Genomic DNA, 20,169 nt, shown 5'->3' on the forward strand with positions numbered 1-20,169 from the left:
TCCGGCAGTGGGCGAGAGAGCCCGGCGGGCCGCAATAGACCTCCTCAGTGCTGCTCGGCTCCCGCGTTCTCCCCGACCGGAGCCGGCTGCAGCGGGATGTCCAGAGCGAGCTGCTCCGGCTCGGGGGCGGTCTCGACTCCCGGCGCCGCCGCCGTGTCCGGGTCGGCGTCGGACGTCGCGTCGGCCCCGGAACCGGCCGTGCCCTCGTCGTCCTCGCTGCGGGTCGGCAGCACGTACTCCTGGGCCAGACCGGCGAGGTGGAGGGGCAGCGGCAGGCTCAGAGCGTCCGGCAGATCGGGGGCCTGCCGGAGCTGATGGACGGCGAGGGCCAGCGCCTCCGGTACGTCGCCGTCGCCGGGGTGACACCCCAGTACGGCCAGCTCCACCAGCCCGGGGTTCCACGCGGCCTTGTCGGTGTCCACGGTCACGTTGCCCTTGGAGTTGACGCGCGGAGCGAGCTTGTCGGCCGCTACCGACAGCTTGAACGTACGGGCCTTGGGCGTCGTCGACCAGAACACCCGGGCGGAATCCGGGTCCGCCGTCGGGTCCGTCCACAGATGGGCCGCGAGACCATTCGCGCCGTCCGGGTTCACCGCCCACCACTGTGCGGTCTCCCGGTTGCGCGCCGTACGCACCCGCACGAGCCGCAGGTCCGGGTCCAGACGCCGCGCCGGAGCGTGACCGTCGCGGAACTTGTCCATGACTACGGTGCCGTCCTGCAGCCACGTCCAGTGCGAGCGCATGTTCTGCCCGTGAGCCAGCAGGAGGGTTGGCGTCCCCCGCAGCGTGCGGCGGACCCGCTGGAGCCACTCCTCGGTCGCCCGGCGCTGCTCGGTCATGTCCGCCCACCAGGACAGCCGCCTGACTGGGGCCTCCCTGTCACGCGGCAAGGGCACGGTGCCGGTCGGCACCTCGGCCCGCTTGGTCAGCCGGAGAAGCATCACCGGGTACGGCACCCAGGCGCGTGCCACGTCGTCCCAGCCCTCCACCCTCGCCAGACCCGTACCGGACGGGTCCGGGGTGACCAGCACGGCGACGGGCACGTACCCGGCCCATCGGGTGCGACTGCGCCGGTTTCTGCGCACCATCCACACCGCCGCGTACCGCAGATCTTTCGGCAGCCGGCCGCCTAGGCTGTGTTCTGGGTGGACGCGCACGCCCAGCTGCCGCAGCCCGTCGTCCCATGCCTTCGCCGCGCGGAACTCCTTGTTCTTCTCGCTGTTGTAGCCCTTGGCCTTCTTAGGCACGGCCACGAACTGCGTCAGGACTCCCGCGTCGGCGCAGCCCAGCCTCAGCGCGAACTTGGCGTCGTGGTCGGTGGACGAAAAGTCTTTGGCCCGGTCGATCTCCACCAGCGCGACCGTGGGGACAGACGGCGTACCCGTGGGCGCATGGGCGCCGTGGTCCGCGAGGAAGGCGGCGACCTCACGGCGGCGGTCCCGGATAGCGGTGGTGACCGCTTCCCGCGAGTGGCGGTGGCCTTCCGGCAGGGCGAGGTCGTGACCGAGGCCGTGCGTCAGCCTGCGACAGCGCAGGCGCACGGTGAGTTCGGGGGACTGCCACTCCAGGACCACGGTGCCGTCGTAGATGTCCGCCGCGGCCGACGCATTTCCGTCGTCCTTGAGACCCAGGTGCGCTACAAGCGCGGCGATCGCGGTGTCCCTCATCTCCGGCGTCTGCCACAGCAGTTGCGTTTCCAACGTGGGGACCTCGCCCGCGCGCAGCGGCTGGGGCATGTGCCGCAGCGCGTAGGCGATGCCGACGCGGCGGGCCTCCGCACGCAGACGCTCCTCCTCGGCCTTGGCCGGCTCCTTTGAGGGCTCCCTGCGCGGGTTCGCCGGCGTGCTGCCGGACAGGCGGGTCCGCACCAGGGCGGGCACCGGTAGCAGCTGCTCCGGAAGGGCCTGCAGAGCCCACTCGACGATCTTCGACCGCTGGTCCGTCATCAGACCGGCGCCGACCTCGTGCGAGCCCATGGCCGTGCTGTAGAGGACGGCCGCACGCATGTCGTCCTTCAACCATGCCGCCGGGTCGGTCAGGATGGCCTCGGCGTCCGGGAACGACTCCCGAAGGGACATGTCGCGCAGCATGCCGGCGGGCCCGCCCCCGACCCAGTCGTGCCCTCCCGTGCTCCATGCCAGTCGTGCCACCGCGAACCGGTCGCTTGCCGGGGCTCCCGGCAGCCACGGCACCCGCGGCCGCAGCAGTACTGTGGTCTTGCGCCCGAACGGGAGGAACAGGCGGCCCGTCTTAGCGCTCACCCTGGTCGCGTAGCGGCGGATGTGGGCGTGAACATGGAAGCGGGGCAGGGGGGCGAAGGGCACGGTGTGGAGCGTGATGTTGAGGACGACGGAATACCACTCGGAGCCCTTGAGCCCCTCGAACTCCAATGCCTGCGACACGAGTTCCGCGCCTCGGTCCATGGGGCCCCGAGGCATGGCACGGAAACGGAGTCGCCCACCCCCGTAGTCAAAGGGCTCCAGCGTCAGGATCCTCCGGGCCAGCCAGTCGGTGGCCAGCTGGAACTGGCGGGGATCGGGCGCCGCCGTTCCGCCATCGGTGGGCCGCTCGTATCGCAGCAGTTCCAGGGACACGTCTTCCTGCCACTGAGGAGGCCGTTCCAGCAACGCGGACCGCGTCTCGGAGAGCAGGGCGCGGAACTCGGGTTCCGGGCGCAGATCCTTCAGCCAGGCGCCGAAGAGCCCCTTCAGAGCGGCATCGGGCAGCGGGTCGGGGACGCCCTCGGGGACGTACAGCCAGAAGTCCCGGCTGTCGCCGCGGGACCGGTTCGGACGAGGCCTCACCAGGATGTCGGGGGCGAGCGCCTGCACCACCTGGTCCATGCGGAACGTGGGTACCGTTTCCAGGGGCTTGTCACGCCCTGCGTTGCAGAGCGTAAGCAGCGCGCTGGTCCACTCCTCGGGGAACGGCAGCGCACGGTACCTCTCGACGGCGGTGGCCTCGGCGGAGACCGGGCGAGCGGCGGCGGTGCGGATGGAATTGTAGGGGCGTGCCAAGGCCGTGTCCTTTCGCGGGGTGGACTGCGGGGCGAGAGGTTCAGGAGGTGTGGTGGGTGATCTCGCGCAGCGACTTGTACAGCGGCGTGTACAGGAGCCGGGCGACCACCGGGTCTGCCGGATCGGGGCAGTCGGAGAGTGAGATGGTGTCTTCGAAGTACGGGGCGAGGACGTCCCGAAGGCCAGTGAGCAGGCCATCCTCATGGGTAACGGGCGTCGATGCGGCACCCGGCGAGAGCAGCCTGGCCGTGCGTGGGGCGAACCGGGCGTCGACGAAGACCACCCGCGCCGGTACACCACCGCGCACCAGACGGCCGATGACCTGCCAGAGGGTCACGAGCTGGTCCCAGGTGAAGGACGTCTTCTCCTTGCCGGACAGTCGGGAGTAGATGTACCGGCGCGACAGGAGCCGTCGCCACTCACCGCGGGCCACGTGCCGGAAGGCGAGTCCGGCCTCATCCAGCTTCTGGGCCGCCTTGGCCAGCTCGGTGAAGGTGCCCTGAGGCACCCCGGGTTCGTCGCGGGTGAAGCGTGTCGCCCAGTCGTTGATCGCGAACACCGCGAGGGAAAGGTCGTCGGGTCGCGGGTGGGGCCGGGCGAGAAACAGCGCCGTACCGAAGGCGGCGTTGCGCTGGGCGTTGAGAATGTTGTGTCCACGCTCCACGGCCATCAGCGGTGCGACGAGGATTTCCGCGGTGGGGTCCTGGGCGAAGGTGGCGAGGTCACCACGGCGCAGCACGGTGGCGCGTTCCTGTTCCGAGCGGGACTCACCCGAGCCTCGTACGGCCAGCTCCAGGTCGGCGTCGTCGGCGGCCAGGACACGGACTCGACCGTGCCAGCGATCGATGTCGTGCAGGGTGTCTGCCGCGGTGTTCGCCTCCTTGTAGCTGCCGACCAGGAGGATCGCCCTACGTCGACGGCTGTCGGCGACCTTGGCCAGCTCCTGCTCCAAGGGGCTGGGGGCACCGCCCCGGCCGGGCATGCCGAGCCGCCGGACCATTGCCCTGCAGGCCGCCGGCCGGGCCTTGGGCTCCGTACCGGACAGGCTCAGGGGCCGGCCTTCGTCGTCGTACAGGAAGTGCGTCGTGAAGACCGATTGCTTCACGGCCTCGAGCGAGCGGGCGGAAGGGGTCAGTACCGCGCCCACGGGCGCGACGACATGTGCGCGCGTGGAGGTGCCGGCCCAGCTCGTTCCGGACATCAGCACGACATGCGCACCCCTCCTACCGCGGCCCGGGTCGGCTCCCAGAGTTGGGAGAGTGAGCAAGAGCTCGCGGCCTACTCCGACGCACCGGAAGAAGCGCAACGTCCCGCTGTGCTGCCCTTCGACGTTGCGCTCCCGCTCGTCAGGCAGGTACTGGAAGCCCAGGACGTTACCCATGGGGGCCTCCGGTACCAGCGGGGCATAGTCGAGAGGCGGGCGGCGGGAGAGCTCGTTGCCCGTCGAATCGAGGTGCAGGGCAGCCTCGACCTGCGGCCACAGATAGACCAGCCGATCCAGTCGTTGGTTGAGGGCGCTCAGGAGCAGGGTGAACTCCAGGCGGCGGGCGGCCAGATCCAGCCACTCCTCGTCCTTGGCTCGATCCGCCGCCGGAGTGTCAGCCAGCAGGGGGCGCAGCACCGCGAGCACGCGCGCCCGGGTGTCGGACGAGGACAGCGTGGTGAGCAGGTCCTGTGACAGACGCACGAGGTCGTCGGTCGTGTTGCCGTACGGACCCTGGCCGCCGAGCGGGTCGTCGCGGAAGTCGTCGAAGCGCTCCGTCAGTTCGGCGCGGCGCGCGTCGGCTTCAGGACCCGGGGACGCAGGCTCGGGCGCGTCGTCCTCGTACGCCTCGTACAGTTCCGATTCGTCGGCCACACCATCGGGCACGCCGGGGACCGAGTCCTGCGCGAACCATGAGCGCAGCAGCTTCTCCTGCAGCGTCCACGGGCTGAAGTACTCGATGTCGGCCCACTCGCGCAGGTCCTCGTCGGAGATCAGCAGCTTGTAGAGGCGGTCCGTCGCGGCGTGGACCACGGTCAGGGAGGCGGACCACCGCTCGACCTCCTGGTCAGTCAGCGGCAGCCGACCCTGCCGGGAGAGCTCTTCCACACGATGCGTCTGCAGCTGGTCGAGCCACGATTCGGGGCCAGGGGAGACCAGTGTCGCCGAGGGAGCGAAGATCTCGTCCAGCTTCATCTGAACCGAGTCGGCCTCGTCCACGATGATGATGTCGCTGCGCAGGCAGGCCAGTTCCAGGTGGCGCAGTCGCTCGTCCCCGAGATGGCGGGGCACGGCCGACTGGACGAGGCTCGCCGGATTTGCCACCCAGATCAGTGAGCCGACGAGTTCACGGGCGGTGCTGTGACGGGGGCAGACGGCCCAGGCCGGACAGCCGTGCGGGGTGCCCTTCGCCTCCGGCGTACCGGTCTGATCCGATGCGGAACTCCGCTGTCCCGGCTGATACGGCTCGGGCAGCCTGTCGAAGGCGGCCGGTACCTCGCCTTCTTTCCTCGGCTTTTCCGGGTAGAGCGAGGTGCAGGGTGCGTCCGCGAACCGCAGCGGTTGGGCGGCCTCCGTGCCCCGCAGGGCATCCACGACGCACACCGTGCTGAGGTGATCGAAGCCGGGGTCGTCGTGGTCCAGGAGGTTGTGCAGGCCGCGGGAGCCGAGGCGGCGGTGCAGACGCTGTACATGGGTCTCTCGTGTGGTCAGACCCAGCACGGGGGCCGCTGCCAGGCCGAGATCGCGTAGAAGGGCGGTGATCCGGAGCTGCTCGGCGACGTCGCCCACCACCAGTGTGGTGCGCAGCTGGGGAAGACGGCGGGCACCCCAGACCGCGAGCAGGGTCATGAGCGTCGACTTGCCCGCTCCGACCATGCCGACGAGATGCAGAAGCCCATCGAGACGGAGATCACCTTTCTCGGAGAATCCGAGCCCGTCGGTGTCGCGCGGGAAGACATGGAGCTCGGCGAGGCGATCCTCCCAGTGGCCTGGACTCGCCACCTCGTTCCGCTGCTCGGTCTCGTCCATCCAGCGTGCGGTTTCGGCCAGCTCGGCACGACTGATCACGAGAGGAGCGCCGTTTCCGGGCCGCCCGTCCTCGGGTGCGTGCCCCGCGGCCGGCTCCGGCCGAAGCCAGGTCGGCAAGGTGACGGACGTCGGTCGTCGCCGCTCGATGAAGGTGGCGCGGCCCGAGGGGGCGAGGGGGAGGGGCTTGCGGGCGAACGGGGGCAATGCGGCGAGTGCGGCGTCGTAGACCGTGAAGCGATCGGACGCGACGACCGCTTCATGGCGCCGTGCGGGCCGGTGGAGCTCGGGCACGTCGTAGGCGCGGAGCCGGTCGGGGAGGGACAGATAGGTCTCCAGCGCCTGCTGCCAGGTGCGCCGACGACGCAGGTGCCACAGCAGATGGCGGCCGGCGGCGAGCATCACCTCGTGGGCAGGGGAGGTGACGTGGCCGCGGGAGCGGGCGAACTCGTAACCTCCGAACAGGGTGTACGCGCCGGATGCGGGCTCTTCGGGGGCGATGTGCTCCAGGATCCGCAGCGCCAGCTCCACCTGGCACAGCAGGCTCGGTTTCACCGTGCCCAGCTCAGGCGGCACCTCGCCCCAGAGCCGTCCGAGTTCGCGGCTGACCGGCTTGTGCCAGCTCTCGCGGTCACGCATCGCCGGCCTCCTTCCGGGGTGCGGTCTTCCTCGTACGCGTGAGCCGTTCTCGTGCCCGGGCGAGCAGTTCCTTGTCGGTGAGCAGGGACAGGTGCCGTGCCGAGGACGGACGGTTGCGCTCGAAGACGGCGATGTACCCGGGCCGGTCGTCGACCCGGTCCTGCGGTACCACCCAGAAGGCTTCGTCGTACGGGGGCTGCTGCGGCACCGGGCGCGCCGCCCGTCCGAGGAACGCCGGGTGAGCCCAGTCCTTGACGTCGACGGCCCATACGTGATCGTCGGGGAACGTGATGTGCACGTCGTAGGCGTCGTACGCGGGCCACATCCGTACCTTCAGTCCCAGGGCGGTCAGCCGCGTCTCCAAGTCGGCCTCGGCCCGTCCGGGGCCGGTGACGAATTGACGCAGCGGCCGTGCCAGCTGCAGGAGCTCGCCGACCTCTTCCCGCGGATAGCGGCGGCCCACCGGAGGCTTGCCCCGACGGCGGCACCGATCCCGCTCGCACCACCAGCCTCCGTCGTGCAGCGGGGTGAGCAACGTGAAGCAGCGGCCACACGTGGCGTACTCGCCACTCCGGAGATAACTGTCCGGGACGGGGCGGTAGATCCGGCTGAGCAGTTCCTTCACCGGATCGAGCACGTGATCCATCGAGAGGGCGAAGTCCTCGGCCGAGGTGAGAACGGGCCGCGTGACGAGGAGCCGGCGAAACTCGGTATAGGCGTCCTCTTCGCCGTACTCACGGCACAGCCGGAGAGCGGTACGGATGACCTCGCGGTCGTACAGGGCCAGCGCGCTGTCCGACGACTGCTCGGCCCACTCGTAGCAGAGTTCGGTGGGCCGGGCCGAGTCGGGATCGAGCAGCAGATCGTGGGGGCCCACCGTGTCGGGCGGCAGATCGATCGGCCAGTCGGCCACCGGCCGCTCACGGCACCAGAACAGCAGATCGGGCAGACTCATGGGGGGCGCGGCGCCGCGCTCCAGACAGGCGAGCACCGTCCGGTCCAGGGCACGCTGGACCTCCGGGGGATAGGGCAGGACGAAGGTCTCGGGCCCCGGCGTCGCGTCCAGCACCGTGAGCGCGGTGGCCACGGTGCGCATCAGAGGCACGCCGCGGTGGGCGGACCAGTCGTCGCTCGGGAAGGGCGGCCCGCTGAGGGCCGGCAGGGTGTTCATCGGGTCTCCAGGTGGGTGCGGCCCGCTGCGCAGTGCGCCAGCACGTCGCAGCCGTCGCAGTGACGATCAGGGCGGGGCGCGTACGTCTCGTCGACGGCCCAGGGCCCGGCCAGCGCAGCGATGATGCGGCGGGCCTCGGCCTGGGTGTCCGGATCACCGGGGTCGATCTCCTCACAGCGTGATCCGTCGTCGTACAGCACTTCGAGTTCGATCAGGGAGCGGCGCGGATCTCCGCCGAGGACTCCTGCGGCCATCATCAGTACCGCGAACGCGAGCTGCGGGTACGACTCCATCAGAGCCCGTCCCTCCCAGGGACGATTCGCGGCCGTCTTCGTCTCGTGCCAGATCCAGCCACCGGCGCGGGTGTAGAGGAGGTCCGGGTCGGCGATCAGGACCACGTCGAGCTCTGGATCGTACGCCGAGAGTCGCTGCTGAACCCGTACACGCTCCGTGGGCGGGAGTCCGTCGAGCGGGCATGCACGCTGGTGCTCGGACAGCATGGCCAGAGCTGTGGGCAACTCGGATGTGGCCAGTCCGGGGAGGGACTCCGGCAGTGGAGCGTCGCGACAGCACCCCTCGGTGTGGCGGAGGTTGAGCCACTCGTCCACGGCACGCCCCCTGCGAATCGGCAGGCTCTCGGGGGCTCCGGATTTCAGATGGAGCACACGGGTCAGGTGGAACTGCGCCGGGCAGAGGTTGTGCACACGGAGATCGGTCGCCGATACGGATCGACGCGCCCGGGGGCGGCGTGGACCGGGCACCCCCAGGATGCCGGGAGCGCGGTGAGGAAGTTCGCAGCCCGTCAGTCCCTCGCAGCGGACACAGCTGGAACCGGGCATGAGCTGGTCGGCCTCGACCACTCGCGCCAGCACGGGCTTGGCGTGCGCGCTGTACTGCCGGTCGGCCTCATCAGCGGCCCAGTCGGCCAGCACCTCGTGCTCGCCGGATCCACAACCGACGCCGATGACCCGCACGTGCCGTGGCCGGACCTGCTCCGCGACGGGGCGGAAGACGTCTCGGGGCGCCGATTGGGAGGGGACACCGCTCACCATCACGGCGGCCGCCTCCGCGATCTCGGCCGGCGGCCGGTCCGACTTGACAGAGTTGACGGACAGCAGCCAGAGCTCTCGCTCCGCGCCGTCGGCGGACGCGTAGCGCCGCCCCCATGCGGTGCGCTCGTAGCGAGTCGCTCCCCGTGAGTCCGGGGACTCCCTCCAGGTGATGGCGGTCCACTGAGCACGTACGGGCAGGGTCGTGGGCCGTCCGCGCGCATGTTGCCGCGCCTCGTGCGCGGCCCGTGCCGACAGGTAGGCGCGAACCGCCACCTCGGCCCAACTCAAGTGGCCCACATGGCATTTGTGGCTCGCCTTGAGCCGTGACAGCGCACTCTCCAGGTCCACCTTGTCGTGCTCGATCGCGTCCAGGGTCTCCATGACAGGACCGAGAGCGAACTCCTCGACGGGTGTCCGTCGAGAACGCGGTGGAGCCTGCCGGACGAATGGCCGGGCGCGCAGGGCGTTGCCACGGGGGCAGTCCTCGGGGCTCTCTCGCAGGAGCGGCAGGGATGTGCGAATGAGCCTGATGTCGCCGTCCGTTCCGGGCGGAGGCAGAGGGAGCGACACGGTGCACCCCTTATGGGCGTGATGATGGGATCGCTGTCCTTCTCAGAGAAGCGCATGTCTGTGAACTGAGTCAAGCTATTCTCTCCATGTGGCGTGTGAACGACTACAGTGGGGCGCGCACGGTGTCATCGAAGGGGTGAGGTGTGCACGCAGGGGAAGACCTCGACGGTCGCTTCCGCGTCGAGGAGGCGCTTGACCAGGGCGGGATGGGGAGTATCTGGTCGGCGACCGAACGAGGTACCGGTCGTACGGTCGCGGTGAAGGTGCTCCGCCTGGACGCCTACACACAGGGCGGGTTCAGCCCGGCCGAGCGGGCGCGGCGGCGCGTCGAACTTCTGAAGCGGTTCGAACGCGAAGGGGGCATCCTCGAGGATCTCGATCACCCCGGCATTCCACGCCTGCTGCACCGTGGCTATGTGAACGAGGAGCCCTACCTCGTCATGGAATACGTCGACGGGATCAACCTGCGCGAATTCCTCGACCTGCGCCGCCCGTTCCCGCCCGACGCGGCGATGGCCATCGCCGTGCGAATCGCCGAAGCCCTCGAACACGCGCATACGCGCGGGGTTGTGCACCGGGACCTGAAACCCGGCAATGTGGTGGTGGCCTGGGCCGATGGTGCGGTGAAGCTGCTCGACTTCGGTATCGCCCACCTCACCGACCCGGACGCGACCCGCTACACGGCCCTTGGAGCCACGCCGGGTAGTTCCGGCTACATGGCCCCCGAGCAGCTTCGTGGCCGGCAGGACATCTCCGCGTCGGCGGACCTTTACGCCTTCGGCTGCCTTCTCTTCGAACTGCTCGCAGGCGAAAAGCCGTTCGAGGATCTGCCGGACAGGAACAAGGACGCTCAGCACCTCGAAGATCTCCCTCCGCGTCTGCGGAGCATCAACATCGGCATTCCGGAGGAGCTCGACGAGCTCGTCTGGGATCTGCTGGCCAAGGTGCCTGCCGATCGACCTCGATCCATCACCGACGTCCTCTCGGTGCTGCGGCCCTTCCTGCCAGAGCCCGGAGACCCGGCCCCCGACCCTGAGCTGACCCCCGATCCGACGGCGTCCTTCCGCCTGTGTGACTCGGTCGCCGAGAACGAGGAGGCCTTCCCCTTCCGGCCGGCTCCACGGCGTCGGCCGAATCGGCGCGGGGGTGGCTGGTTGCGGCGGGAGCAGTTCGCCGCTCGCGTCGACATGGCCGGGTCGGAGCTGCTCGCCGAGGGGCCGGGGGAACGGTGCGCGGAACTTCTCGACCTGTTGCCCAAGGCGTTGTCGGACTGGGGAGCCCGCGAGCCGATCGTCCTGAAGGCTCGGTTGCGGTGCGCCGATGCCGCACGGCTGGACGGCCGTACGCGCGATGCGGTGGAGCAGTACAGGGAAGTGGCCCAAGGAGGAGATCCGCTGGATCCTCTCGTCATGGAAGCTGGCCTTGGCCTCGCTGAGTGTCTGATGCCGGACGGGGATTTCGAGTATGCGTTCCATCGCTGGAGTGCCGTGGCACATGGACTCCTCGGCCTCACGACCATTCCGGCCGAGTTGATGCACCGGTGCCGTGAAGTCGCCCTTGAACTGAGCGAATCAGGTTACGAGACGGAGACGGTCGAACTCCTGAATCAGCTGGCTGAGTTCTGATCGGTCAACTCCGCGGGAGCCGTCCGGCGGCCAGCAAGTCTCCCAGAGACCGGCTCAGCTCGGCGCCCACTCCCCTCATATCCGCCAGCGCGCTTTCAAAGGCAAGAATCCTTCGGTAGATCTCCCCGTAGCGCTTTTGTTCCATGAGGGAAAGCCGTGGAATCTGCAGGCGACGCACATCAATGCGCGACGTCGTCGATGCGTGCGTGCCCGCCTGCTGCACATTGGCTGGGGAGCGAAGGCAGCCGGCCAGGAACCAGGGGTCGAGGATGGCGGGGTCTACGCGGAGTGCCGAAAGCTGGGGCCCTAGGACGGAAGGTGCCTCACTCTCGACTCGAACGTCGAAGGCGCGGGCGAGCACGGAGACGATCACGTCGTGAGTGGCTGAGACGGTGAGGGAACCGTCCCGTTCACCCGCTGTGACGGCGGAGGTGGGAAGCCAGAACGGCTCTCGTCCGGAGGACGTCGTACCGGCCAAGACGCGAACTTCTCCCGCGCGACGTTCACCGCGGCGCACTAGATCTGCGGGGACTCCTTGCCCGGACCTGATCTGCAGCGCTCCGGCCCGCTCCAGTTCGCCGACGCCGATGAGCGGCACGGATCTGTCATGGTGGCTGGGATCCAGGTCCGACAAGGCGGCAGCGGTGTGGCGCATGTCACGTGCGTGGGCATCGAATCGCGCCCAGAGGCGTTGGAGGTCAGTGCTGGTTGCGGCGTGTGTCCGGGGAATGTGACGTGCCGGTGTGAGGTCCACCTGGTCGTCCAGAAGATCGACCACAGGGAGTGAGACGCTCGCAAGAGTGCTTCTGCCGCTGAGGGCGTCCAGTACGTGCGTGGTGACCGCCGACCAGTCGATCCCAGTTCTCTCGACAGCCGCAACGGGACTGTCATGCGCAGCGTCCACCAGCGTCAGCTGGACTTGTTCGGGTCCATCGTGCGTAGATCCCGCGGCCCGCAGCACCCAAAGATGCAGGCCGACTCCGTAGGGAGGAGCGGCGCCTGGAGGCAGGGCGATCACGGCGCGGAGTACGCCGGCACGCAGCAGCCCTGCCCGGATCCGGCGGCCGGCGCGGCGTGCCGCGACCGCGGGCGGGAGCACCAGCACCGCGACCCCTCCGGGGGCCAGTGCTGCCACGGAGTGCTGAACCCAGGCCAGCTCCGGTTCCGTGCGCGGCGGTTGTCCGTACAACCAGCGCACGTCCGTGGCCAGCTCGGCGTGGCCCCAGTCGCGCTCATTGGAAGGGGGGTCGCACAGGACGACATCCGCTTGGGCATCAGGGTGGGCGTCAGCGCGCAGCGTGTCACCGGCCACCGATGAGATGTTCGACAGCCCGGCCTTCGAGAACCCGCTGATCGCCAGGCGCGCCCGGGTCAGTTCTGTCAAGGCGCGGTCGATGTCCTGGCCCAGGAATCGGCTGAGCGGTCGTTGTCTGGTGCCCCACTGACGTCCGGCGGCGAGGAGCAACGTTCCCGCACCGCACGCGGGATCGAGTACGGACCGCACCTCGCCCCGATGCAGAACGGCCGCGATGTCCGCCATAAGGTCGGCCAGTTGCGACGGCGTAGTCGCAACTTGCCGCACGTGGGTCCGAAGCCAACGCTCCAGAAGGAATTGGAACACGGCCTGGTGATCCCCGCGGGAGGCCAGCTCGAGAGTGCTCTCCATGAGCTGGGACTGACGTTGATCGACGGCAGGACCGCGTTCTGTCTCGACTGCTTGTCCGCCGCTGAGCCGCAATCCCACTTGGGCGATGAGGAGCCCCGTAGCTTCCCTGTCGCCCAGGGCTTCGTACTCGGGCCACAGCCGATCGAGTGGGTTCACCTTGTCGTTGAGCTTGTTCTCTCGCTCGAGCCAGGCCTCGACCTCGGACAGTGAGAACTGTGGGCTGGTATCCGTACCTCCGATAGGTGACGGAAAGTTGCTGTATCGACGCCGCCAGTTACTGACGGCGGCGCGCCCGACCCCAGCTATGCGAGCGATCTCGGCCAGAGTGACTCCCACACGGGCCGGCCCTGTGTTCGTGGACATGGTTTCCTCCGGAGCCTGCGGTGGTCTTCACTCGGGCGCAAATCGATCGGGTGCGCCTCGTCGGCCTCGCCGTCCATCGCTTAACTAAGTTTACGTATGCCTCGGGTCGTCTACCACCTGTGTACTCCAAAGCTGATGCTGTGTTGCTCGAACGCGCCCATCGGTTCGCGCCGCTTGGGCCGCCCCCACTTACTGGTGGGAAAACGCATGCGAAGAATGCGCCGCTGAGGTCGTACGCTATTGAAGGCGACGGCCTTCGCCTGTTCCCTTCGGATCCGCCGCTTCCGAGGGCGAGTCAGCTCCTGCTCATGCAGTCGCGCAGGGCGGTCCTGGTCGATCCCTCGCTGTCGAAGACGAGAGGGGCGCCGGGGACCGGGTTGCGCGGCATCCGCGTTGTCGCACAGGGACTGGATCCTTCTCTTGACGCCTTCTCGATGACGCACCATCTGAGTGCGGCCGGTGTGCCAGTTGGCGATCGGGTGCGTGCGGCTGAGTGTCTCCGACCTCCGGGAACACGGCGACCCCGGTCGCCGTACTTCTGGACTCGCCTCGCCCTGATGGTCCACGTTGATGACGAGGTTCTCTCCCGTCTCCCGGGCCCCGTTCCTCCCGGTCGAGCGGCGACGATGCCCGGACCCCGCCGAACAAGCCACGGATCTCGCCGCCGCCTTCAGCAGGCGCTGAGCCACTCGCTCCGAGACACGGACAGGACCGCACGGGGGGACCCGGAAGTGTCGAGCCCGAGACTTCGTCGGCGGCCGGCAATCAGCGTCGATGGTCAGTCGCCGGAGGTCCGGCTCCGGTCCGGCGCCTGGGAGGCCCTCGCGGCCTCGGCCTTCGCGTCGCTCACCACGGCGGCGGCCTGCTCGGCGACCGCATCCGCGGCTGCGGCGGCGTCGAGGGAGAGAGGCGTACCCGCTTCGATCTCCGGTGTCTGCTCTTCGTTCGGCGCTTCGTCCGATCCAGGGGGAGGCGCTGCTTCCGGTGGCCGCGTGTTGCCGGGGAGGCCCGTCGTCGAGTGATCTGCGAAGGCGTGGGTGACGGCGCGAACGGCCTCGGTCAGCTCGCCTGGGATCACCCAGAACGTGTTGTTGTCGCTCTTCGCCAGATGGGGAAGCGTCTCCAGGTACTTGTAGGCCAGGACCTTGGGGTCGGCGTTGTTGCGATGGACAGCCTGGAAGACGCGCTCGACTGCCTTCGCCTCGCCGTCCGCACGAAGGATCATGGCCTGCTGCGTGCCCTGGGCTTCGAGGATGTCCTTCTGCTTCGTCCCCTCAGCGGTGAGGATCTTGGCCTGCCGCTCTCCTTCCGCGTGCAGGATGGCCGCGCGCTTGTCACGCTCGGCACGCATCTGCTTCTCCATCGCCTCTTTGATGGTGACCGGAGGATCGATGGCCTTGATCTCGACGCGGTTGACCCGGATGCCCCACTTGCCGGTGGCGTCGTCGAGGACGGCGCGGAGCCGGGCGTTGATCTCCTCGCGCGAGGTGAGCGTCTGCTCCAGGTCCATGGAGCCGATGACGTTGCGCAGCGTGGTCACGGTGAGCTGATCGATCGCCTGCAGGTAATCGGCGACCTCGTAGGCCGCCGCCCGCGGGTCGGTGATCTGGTAGTAGAGCACCGTGTCGATGTTCACCACGAGGTTGTCCTCGGTGATCACCGGCTTCGGGGCCGACGAGTACACCTGCTCCCGCACGTCGAGTTTCGTGTTGATGCGGTCCGCGACCGGTACGACGAAGTTGAGGCCGGGTTGCAGCGTCCGCCGGTACCGGCCGAACCGCTCGATGTTGTACCGGCGCGCCTGCGGGACGATGCGCACCGTGGCGGCCAGGAGGAAGACGACGACGATCGCCGCCACGACAATCGGGATGAGAACCGGATCCACCATTCCTCCCTCGGGACGGGACCCACCGTTCAGGGAAGGAGATCGCGGGGGTAGACGAGGGCCGTAGCGCCTTCGATCTCCATGACGTCCACCAGCGCTCCCACCGGGATCACCTGGCTTTCGTCCAGCGCGCGAGCGGACCATTCCTCGCCGGACACCTTGATCAGGCCGTGGCTCGCGGTGACCTCCTGCATGACCTCAGCCCGCTTGCCGATCAGAGCGTCGCTGCCCTCACGGGTGAGCGGGGTGAGGGTGCGTTGCCGCGTCGCGAGAGGGCGGACGACGAGCAGGCCCGCAGCGGCCGCCACCCCGAACGCCACGAGCTGGCCGAATAGGCCGACACCGACACCAGCGACGACAGCGGCGACCAGGGCGGCGCCCGCCAGCAGCCCGAGGACGAGTGTCAGGGTGAAGAACTCCGCGACACCCAGCGTCAGGGCGGCGAGCAGCCATACGAACCAGGGCATGGGCGCAGCCTCCTCAGGAGGACGTATCCACCACATACCCCACTAAAACGACACGGAACATACGTTCAGCGGCGCCGAGGCGGACGAGGAGGAACGGTCACCGGTGCCGCTCTGCCGGCGGTACCGGGTGCTCGGGGCCCCGACCGGTCCTCGGCCGCGTCCGGAAGCGGGTCGTCCCCGGGCGGCTCATATCGTCCCGTAACGCGCCTAGACGCGGGCGGTCGGAGCATCCTGTTCGAGGCGGGCGCCCAGCGTATCGGCGAAGTCCTCGGCGCGGGCCAGCTGGATGCGCAGCTTCTCCACCTGCTCGGCTGCGGCCTGCCGGTAGGCCCGGACGCGCTCCAGCAGGGCGTCGCGCTCGTCGGCGTCGAGATCGGCGCCGCTGTCGAGGCGATCGGTGGCGTCGAGGAGGTCGCGCATCTGGTCCAGGGTGAAGCCGAGCGGCTTCATGCGGCGGATGACCATGAGGCGGGCGACGTCGGTCTCGGTGTAGAGACGGAAGCCGCCCTGGGAGCGAGCCGAAGGGATGACCAGGCCGGTCTCCTCGTAGTGCCGGATGGTGCGCAGGGACAGCTCTGTCCGCGCGGCGACCTCGCCGATCTGCATGTGCTTGTCGTCCACGCCCGTGCCTCTGGTCCTTCCCCTGGAGTGGGCTGCGCCGACGCGACCCCACCAACCTCTACCCTAACGTTAGGGTAGAGTTGCGCGGGAGGGTGGCCCGGCCGTCCCCGTTGCTGCCGTTTCCGGGGCCGATGGTGCCCCCGGCGAAGATCCGATTCTTGCAGGAGAGAGCGTGCGCGAGCCCATGACGCCGATCGCCGCCGCCTGCCCGCCGTGACCCTTCGCCCCAGGACGTGAGCCGCCGGGCCGCCCGTGCGCGCCGCGTCCGTCTTCCACGACTTCCGGCCCGCTGTCCGGGCCGTGTGCGGGATGCCTGACCGGGCCCCGTGTGTCCTTCCCGTACGCCCCGCCCTGCCGCAAGGGGTGTGCCCGAGTACGACAGGTACGCGTCTCCTTGTCTTCTGCTGCTGTGACTCCCGCCGCGCGGCTGCGCGGCCTCAAGCCCGACTGGCTCTCGGATCCGAAGGTCTGGCGGACCGAGGTCCTGGCCGGCCTCGTCGTCGCCCTCGCCCTGATCCCCGAGGCGATCTCGTTCTCGATCATCGCCGGTGTCGACCCCGCCCTCGGCCTCTTCGCCTCCTTCACCATGGCCGTCACGATCGCGATCGTCGGCGGCCGGCGGGCGATGATCTCGGCGGCGACCGGCGCCGTCGCCCTCGTGATCGCCCCGCTGAACCGTGAGCACGGTCTGGGCCACCTGATCGCCGCCGTCATCCTGGCCGGCGTCTTCCAGGTGATCCTCGGCGCGGTCGGCGTGGCGAAGCTGATGCGCTTCATCCCGCGCAGCGTGATGGTGGGCTTCGTCAACTCGCTCGCGATCCTGGTCTTCATGGCCCAGGTCCCCGAGATGCGCGACGTCCCGTGGGCCGTCTACCCGCTGATCATCGGTGGGCTGGCGCTGCTGGTGTTCTTCCCGAAGATCACCAGCGTGGTCCCGGCGCCGCTGGTGTCGATCGTCATCCTGACCGTGATCACGCTGGCGGCCGGCATCGCCGTGCCCACCGTGGGCGACAAGGGCGCGCTGCCGTCCTCCCTGCCGGTGCCGGGTCTGCCGGAGGTTCCGTTCACGCTGGACACGCTCACGACGATCGCCCCGTACGCGTTCGCCATGGCGCTGGTCGGCCTGATGGAGTCGCTGATGACGGCCAAGCTCGTCGACGACATCACCGACACCCGCTCGAACAAGACCCGCGAGTCCGTCGGCCAGGGCATCGCCAACATCGTCACCGGTTTCTTCGGCGGCATGGGCGGCTGCGCCATGATCGGCCAGACAATGATCAACGTGAAGGTCTCCGGGGCTCGGACCCGCCTGTCCACCTTCCTCGCCGGCGCCTTCCTGATGGTGCTCTGCATCGTCTTCGGCCCCGTCGTCTCCGAGATCCCCATGGCCGCCCTGGTCGCCGTCATGATCATGGTGTCGTTCGCGACCTTCGACTGGCACTCGATCGCCCCGAAGACGCTCCAGCGGATGCCGGCGGGCGAGATCGGCGTCATGGTCGTCACCGTGGTCGCCGTCGTCGCCACCCACAACCTCGCCATCGGTGTCGTCGTCGGTTCCGTCACCGCCATGGTCGTCTTCGCCAAGCGCGTCGCCCACCTCGCCGAGGTCACCCGGCGCGTCGACCCGAACGGCACGAGCGTCCTGTACACCGTGACCGGCGAGCTGTTCTTCGCCTCCTCCAACGACCTGGTCGGCCGGTTCGAGTACGCCACCGACCCCGACAAGGTCATCGTCGACCTCTCGGCCGCCCACATCTGGGACGCCTCCTCCGTCGCCGCCCTGGACGCGATCGAGATCAGATACAAGCAGCGCGGGAAGTCCGTCGACATCATCGGCCTGAACAACCCCAGCGCCGACCTCCACAGCAAGCTCACCGGCGAACTCGCCGGCACCCACTGACCCACCCCCCGCAACAGTGAGAGGGCCCCGGCATCCGGCCGGGGCCCTCTCGTGGTGTGGGCCACTCCAGAGCGGCTCTTTCGCGTCCGTCCCCCCCGTCGGACTGGTCCCTCAGTCGGTGATCTCGACCGGCGTTCCGGGAGCCGTGGAAGCCGCCGCGGCTTCGGGCGCCGGCTTCTTCTGGGTGATGCCCTGGAGGAGCGCGGCGAGGTCGACGCCGGTGGCGGAGGAGAGCAGCTCCATGCCCTGGGTGACGTTGTCCGTGACCGTACGGGTCAGCCGGCTCGCTCCGTCGGTGGAGATGACGGTCATCCTGTCGACCGCGGCGAGCGGTTCGGCCGCCTTGGCGACGACCTGCGGCAGGACCTCGACGAGCATCTGGAGGACGGCGGCGTCACCGTACTGCGCGAAGGCGTCGGCCTTCTTCCGCATGGCCTCGGCCTCCGCCGCGCCCTTGGCGCCGATGGCGGCGGCCTCCGCCTCGCCCTCGATGCGTACGGCCTCGGCGAGCGCGGCGCGCTGGGCCTTCTCGCCCTCACCGGTCAGCCGGGCGCGCTCGGCCGCGGCCTCCGCCTCCTTCACCGAGGCGATACGGCGGGCTTCCGCCTCCTGCTCGGCCTGATAGCGGGCGGCGTCGGCCGGCTTGCGGACCTGGGTGTCGAGCTGTCGGTCCGTCAGGGCCGCCTGGCGGGCCGCGACCTTCTCCTGCTCGGAGAGGATGTCCTGCTGACGGGCGGCCTCGGCGAGCGGTCCCGCCGCGTTGGCCTGCGCCGCCGCCTCGTCCGTCTGCGCCTTGATCTCGGCCTGCTTCAGGTACAGCGTCCGCTGCGCGACGGCGATCTCCTCCTCCGCCTTCAGCCGGGCCTGCTCGGCGGCACGGCGGGCGACGGCCTCGGCGATGTCGGCCTCCTGCTTGGCGCGGGCGGCCTCGGGCCGGCCCAGGTCCTCCAGGTAGGAGCCCTCGGTGGTGATGTCCTGGATCTGGAAGGCGTCGAGCACCAGGCCCTGGCCGGAAAGGCTCGCCTCGGCCTCCTCGGCGACCTGCCCGGCGAAGGCGGCCCGGTCGCGGATGATGTCCTCCACCGACATCCGGCCGACGATCGACCGCAGGGCGCCGGACAGCACCTCCTGGGTGAAGCCGACGATGCCGTCCTGCTGCATCAGGAACCGCTGGGCCGCGGCCCGGATCGAGTCCTCGGTGCCGCCGACCTTCACGATCGCGACGCCCTCCAGGTTCGCCTTGACGCCCCGCAGGGTGACGGCACCGCGCACCGCCACGGGGATGTGCCGGCTGGACAGGTCGAGGCTGAACTTCTGCTGCACGAACGGCACGACGAAGACCCCGCCGCCGACGACGACCTTCTGGCCGCTGTTGTCCGTGTACTCCCGTCCGGTGGCCGGGTCGGTGGTCTTCTTGCCGCGCCGGCCGGTGATGATGAACGCCTCGCTGGGGCCGGCGACCTTGTAGCGCGTGATGACGACGAGGCCGAGCAGGACGACCAGGACGACGATGCCCACCACGGAGATGAGGACAGGGCTCATGACGAAACCCCCTTCGATCAGAACGAACGATGAAGAACAGCAGCCGACGAGGGTCAGCGTTCGACGGGGCGAACGGTCACCGACGTCGGCGAGAGCACGGACTCGACCCACACCTCGGTGCCGCGTGCGACCGGCGCGTCGGCCTTCGCCGCGTACTTCACCGGCTGCCCCGCGAGGTGCAGCAGCACCTCGCCGTAACCGCCGGCCGGGATCGCCGTCACCACCGCACCCGACGTCCCCGTCAGGTCCTCGCCCCGCGGTGCGGGCGCGGAACCGTCGCGCGTCAACGCCCGGCTGAATCTCCACGTCAGCCAGGCCGCGCCGACCCCCGTGACCACGCCCGCACCGGTGGCGACCCCCGCCCCCGTACCGGTGGTGCCGAGCACGATCGCCCCCGTGAAACCGAGGGCCGACACGAACCCGGCGATCACCGGCAACGACAGAACCCCGTCCAGCCCCCCGCCGAACCCGTCGAGGACCCCCTCCAACACCCCGTCGAAGACCAGGGACAGGACCAGCAGCACCAGACCCCCGATGCCGAGACCGAGAAACCAGACCATGTCCCCGCTCCTTCGGCTGCTGGGCTTCTTCTGCCGTCCGGGCCATCGTGGCAGGGGACCGCACGTGCGTTCACTGCCGGA

At 69.4% G+C, this 20,169-nt stretch carries 12 protein-coding genes; 2 read left to right on the plus strand and 10 right to left on the minus strand.

Annotation, left to right across the window (positions count from 1 at the left end):
* Positions 1-44: 44 nt before the first annotated feature.
* Genes ABTZ91_RS25380 through ABTZ91_RS25395 form a run of 4 tightly spaced genes read right to left on the minus strand, consistent with a single transcriptional unit; the run spans position 45 to position 9,270 of the window.
* Positions 45-3,017, minus strand: a complete 2,973-nt coding sequence (locus ABTZ91_RS25380) for a pPIWI_RE module domain-containing protein (protein WP_352079541.1) — start codon at positions 3,015-3,017, stop codon at positions 45-47.
* A 40-nt stretch (positions 3,018-3,057) separates the two neighbouring features.
* On the minus strand, positions 3,058-6,666 hold the full coding sequence (locus ABTZ91_RS25385) for a hypothetical protein (protein ID WP_352079542.1): 3,609 nt from the start codon (positions 6,664-6,666) through the stop codon (positions 3,058-3,060).
* Positions 6,659-7,837, minus strand: coding sequence for a hypothetical protein (locus ABTZ91_RS25390; RefSeq protein ID WP_352079543.1), 1,179 nt, complete (start codon positions 7,835-7,837; stop codon positions 6,659-6,661). The genes ABTZ91_RS25385 and ABTZ91_RS25390 overlap by 8 nt, the downstream gene beginning before the upstream one ends.
* Positions 7,834-9,270, minus strand: a complete 1,437-nt coding sequence (locus ABTZ91_RS25395; protein ID WP_352079544.1) for a PD-(D/E)XK nuclease family protein — start codon at positions 9,268-9,270, stop codon at positions 7,834-7,836. The genes ABTZ91_RS25390 and ABTZ91_RS25395 overlap by 4 nt, the downstream gene beginning before the upstream one ends.
* Positions 9,271-9,602: 332 nt before the next feature.
* Here ABTZ91_RS25395 and ABTZ91_RS25400 point away from each other — a divergent pair, with 332 nt between their 5' ends.
* Positions 9,603-11,084 carry a serine/threonine-protein kinase gene (locus ABTZ91_RS25400; RefSeq protein WP_352079545.1) on the plus strand — a complete coding sequence of 494 codons (1,482 nt, stop codon included), beginning with the start codon at positions 9,603-9,605 and terminating at the stop codon, positions 11,082-11,084.
* Positions 11,085-11,088: 4 nt separating this feature from the next.
* On the opposite strand, the gene ABTZ91_RS25405 is transcribed toward ABTZ91_RS25400, so the two are convergent.
* The 4 genes from ABTZ91_RS25405 to ABTZ91_RS25420 form a co-directional block, all read right to left on the minus strand.
* On the minus strand, positions 11,089-13,113 hold the full coding sequence (locus tag ABTZ91_RS25405; RefSeq protein WP_352079546.1) for an N-6 DNA methylase: 2,025 nt from the start codon (positions 13,111-13,113) through the stop codon (positions 11,089-11,091).
* 778 nt (positions 13,114-13,891) lie between these two features.
* Complete coding sequence (locus tag ABTZ91_RS25410) at positions 13,892-14,998, minus strand: SPFH domain-containing protein (protein WP_352079547.1); 1,107 nt, start codon at positions 14,996-14,998, stop codon at positions 13,892-13,894.
* A gap of 29 nt (positions 14,999-15,027) precedes the next feature.
* Positions 15,028-15,465 carry an NfeD family protein gene (locus tag ABTZ91_RS25415; protein WP_352079548.1) on the minus strand — a complete coding sequence of 146 codons (438 nt, stop codon included), beginning with the start codon at positions 15,463-15,465 and terminating at the stop codon, positions 15,028-15,030.
* Positions 15,466-15,672: 207 nt separating this feature from the next.
* Positions 15,673-16,086, minus strand: a complete 414-nt coding sequence (locus ABTZ91_RS25420) for a MerR family transcriptional regulator (protein WP_352079549.1) — start codon at positions 16,084-16,086, stop codon at positions 15,673-15,675.
* A 394-nt stretch (positions 16,087-16,480) separates the two neighbouring features.
* Here ABTZ91_RS25420 and ABTZ91_RS25425 point away from each other — a divergent pair, with 394 nt between their 5' ends.
* Positions 16,481-17,986 carry a SulP family inorganic anion transporter gene (locus ABTZ91_RS25425; RefSeq protein WP_352079550.1) on the plus strand — a complete coding sequence of 502 codons (1,506 nt, stop codon included), beginning with the start codon at positions 16,481-16,483 and terminating at the stop codon, positions 17,984-17,986.
* A 111-nt stretch (positions 17,987-18,097) separates the two neighbouring features.
* On the opposite strand, the gene ABTZ91_RS25430 is transcribed toward ABTZ91_RS25425, so the two are convergent.
* Together ABTZ91_RS25430 and ABTZ91_RS25435 are read right to left on the minus strand one after the other, a co-directional pair.
* A complete protein-coding gene (locus ABTZ91_RS25430) occupies positions 18,098-19,528 on the minus strand; it encodes an SPFH domain-containing protein (protein WP_352079551.1) in 1,431 nt (476 codons plus the stop codon).
* Between the two features lie 53 nt (positions 19,529-19,581).
* Entirely contained in the window at positions 19,582-20,088 is a 507-nt protein-coding gene (locus ABTZ91_RS25435) for a hypothetical protein (RefSeq protein WP_352079552.1), read from the minus strand.
* Positions 20,089-20,169 lie beyond the last annotated feature (81 nt).

The organism is Streptomyces sp. NPDC126499, assembly GCF_040302485.1.
GTDB lineage: Bacteria > Actinomycetota > Actinomycetes > Streptomycetales > Streptomycetaceae > Streptomyces.

What these genes read in the sequence shown, in the direction of transcription:
- ABTZ91_RS25385 (WP_352079542.1), bottom strand. Translation starts at nt 6,666, where the DNA reads ATGCGTGACCGCGAGAGCTGGCACAAGCCGGTCAGCCGCGAACTCGGA.
- ABTZ91_RS25390 (WP_352079543.1), bottom strand. Translation starts at nt 7,837, where the DNA reads ATGAACACCCTGCCGGCCCTCAGCGGGCCGCCCTTCCCGAGCGACGAC.
- ABTZ91_RS25395 (WP_352079544.1), bottom strand. Translation starts at nt 9,270, where the DNA reads ATGGAGACCCTGGACGCGATCGAGCACGACAAGGTGGACCTGGAGAGT.
- ABTZ91_RS25405 (WP_352079546.1), bottom strand. Translation starts at nt 13,113, where the DNA reads ATGTCCACGAACACAGGGCCGGCCCGTGTGGGAGTCACTCTGGCCGAG.
- ABTZ91_RS25415 (WP_352079548.1), bottom strand. Translation starts at nt 15,465, where the DNA reads ATGCCCTGGTTCGTATGGCTGCTCGCCGCCCTGACGCTGGGTGTCGCG.
- ABTZ91_RS25430 (WP_352079551.1), bottom strand. Translation starts at nt 19,528, where the DNA reads ATGAGCCCTGTCCTCATCTCCGTGGTGGGCATCGTCGTCCTGGTCGTC.
- ABTZ91_RS25435 (WP_352079552.1), bottom strand. Translation starts at nt 20,088, where the DNA reads ATGGTCTGGTTTCTCGGTCTCGGCATCGGGGGTCTGGTGCTGCTGGTC.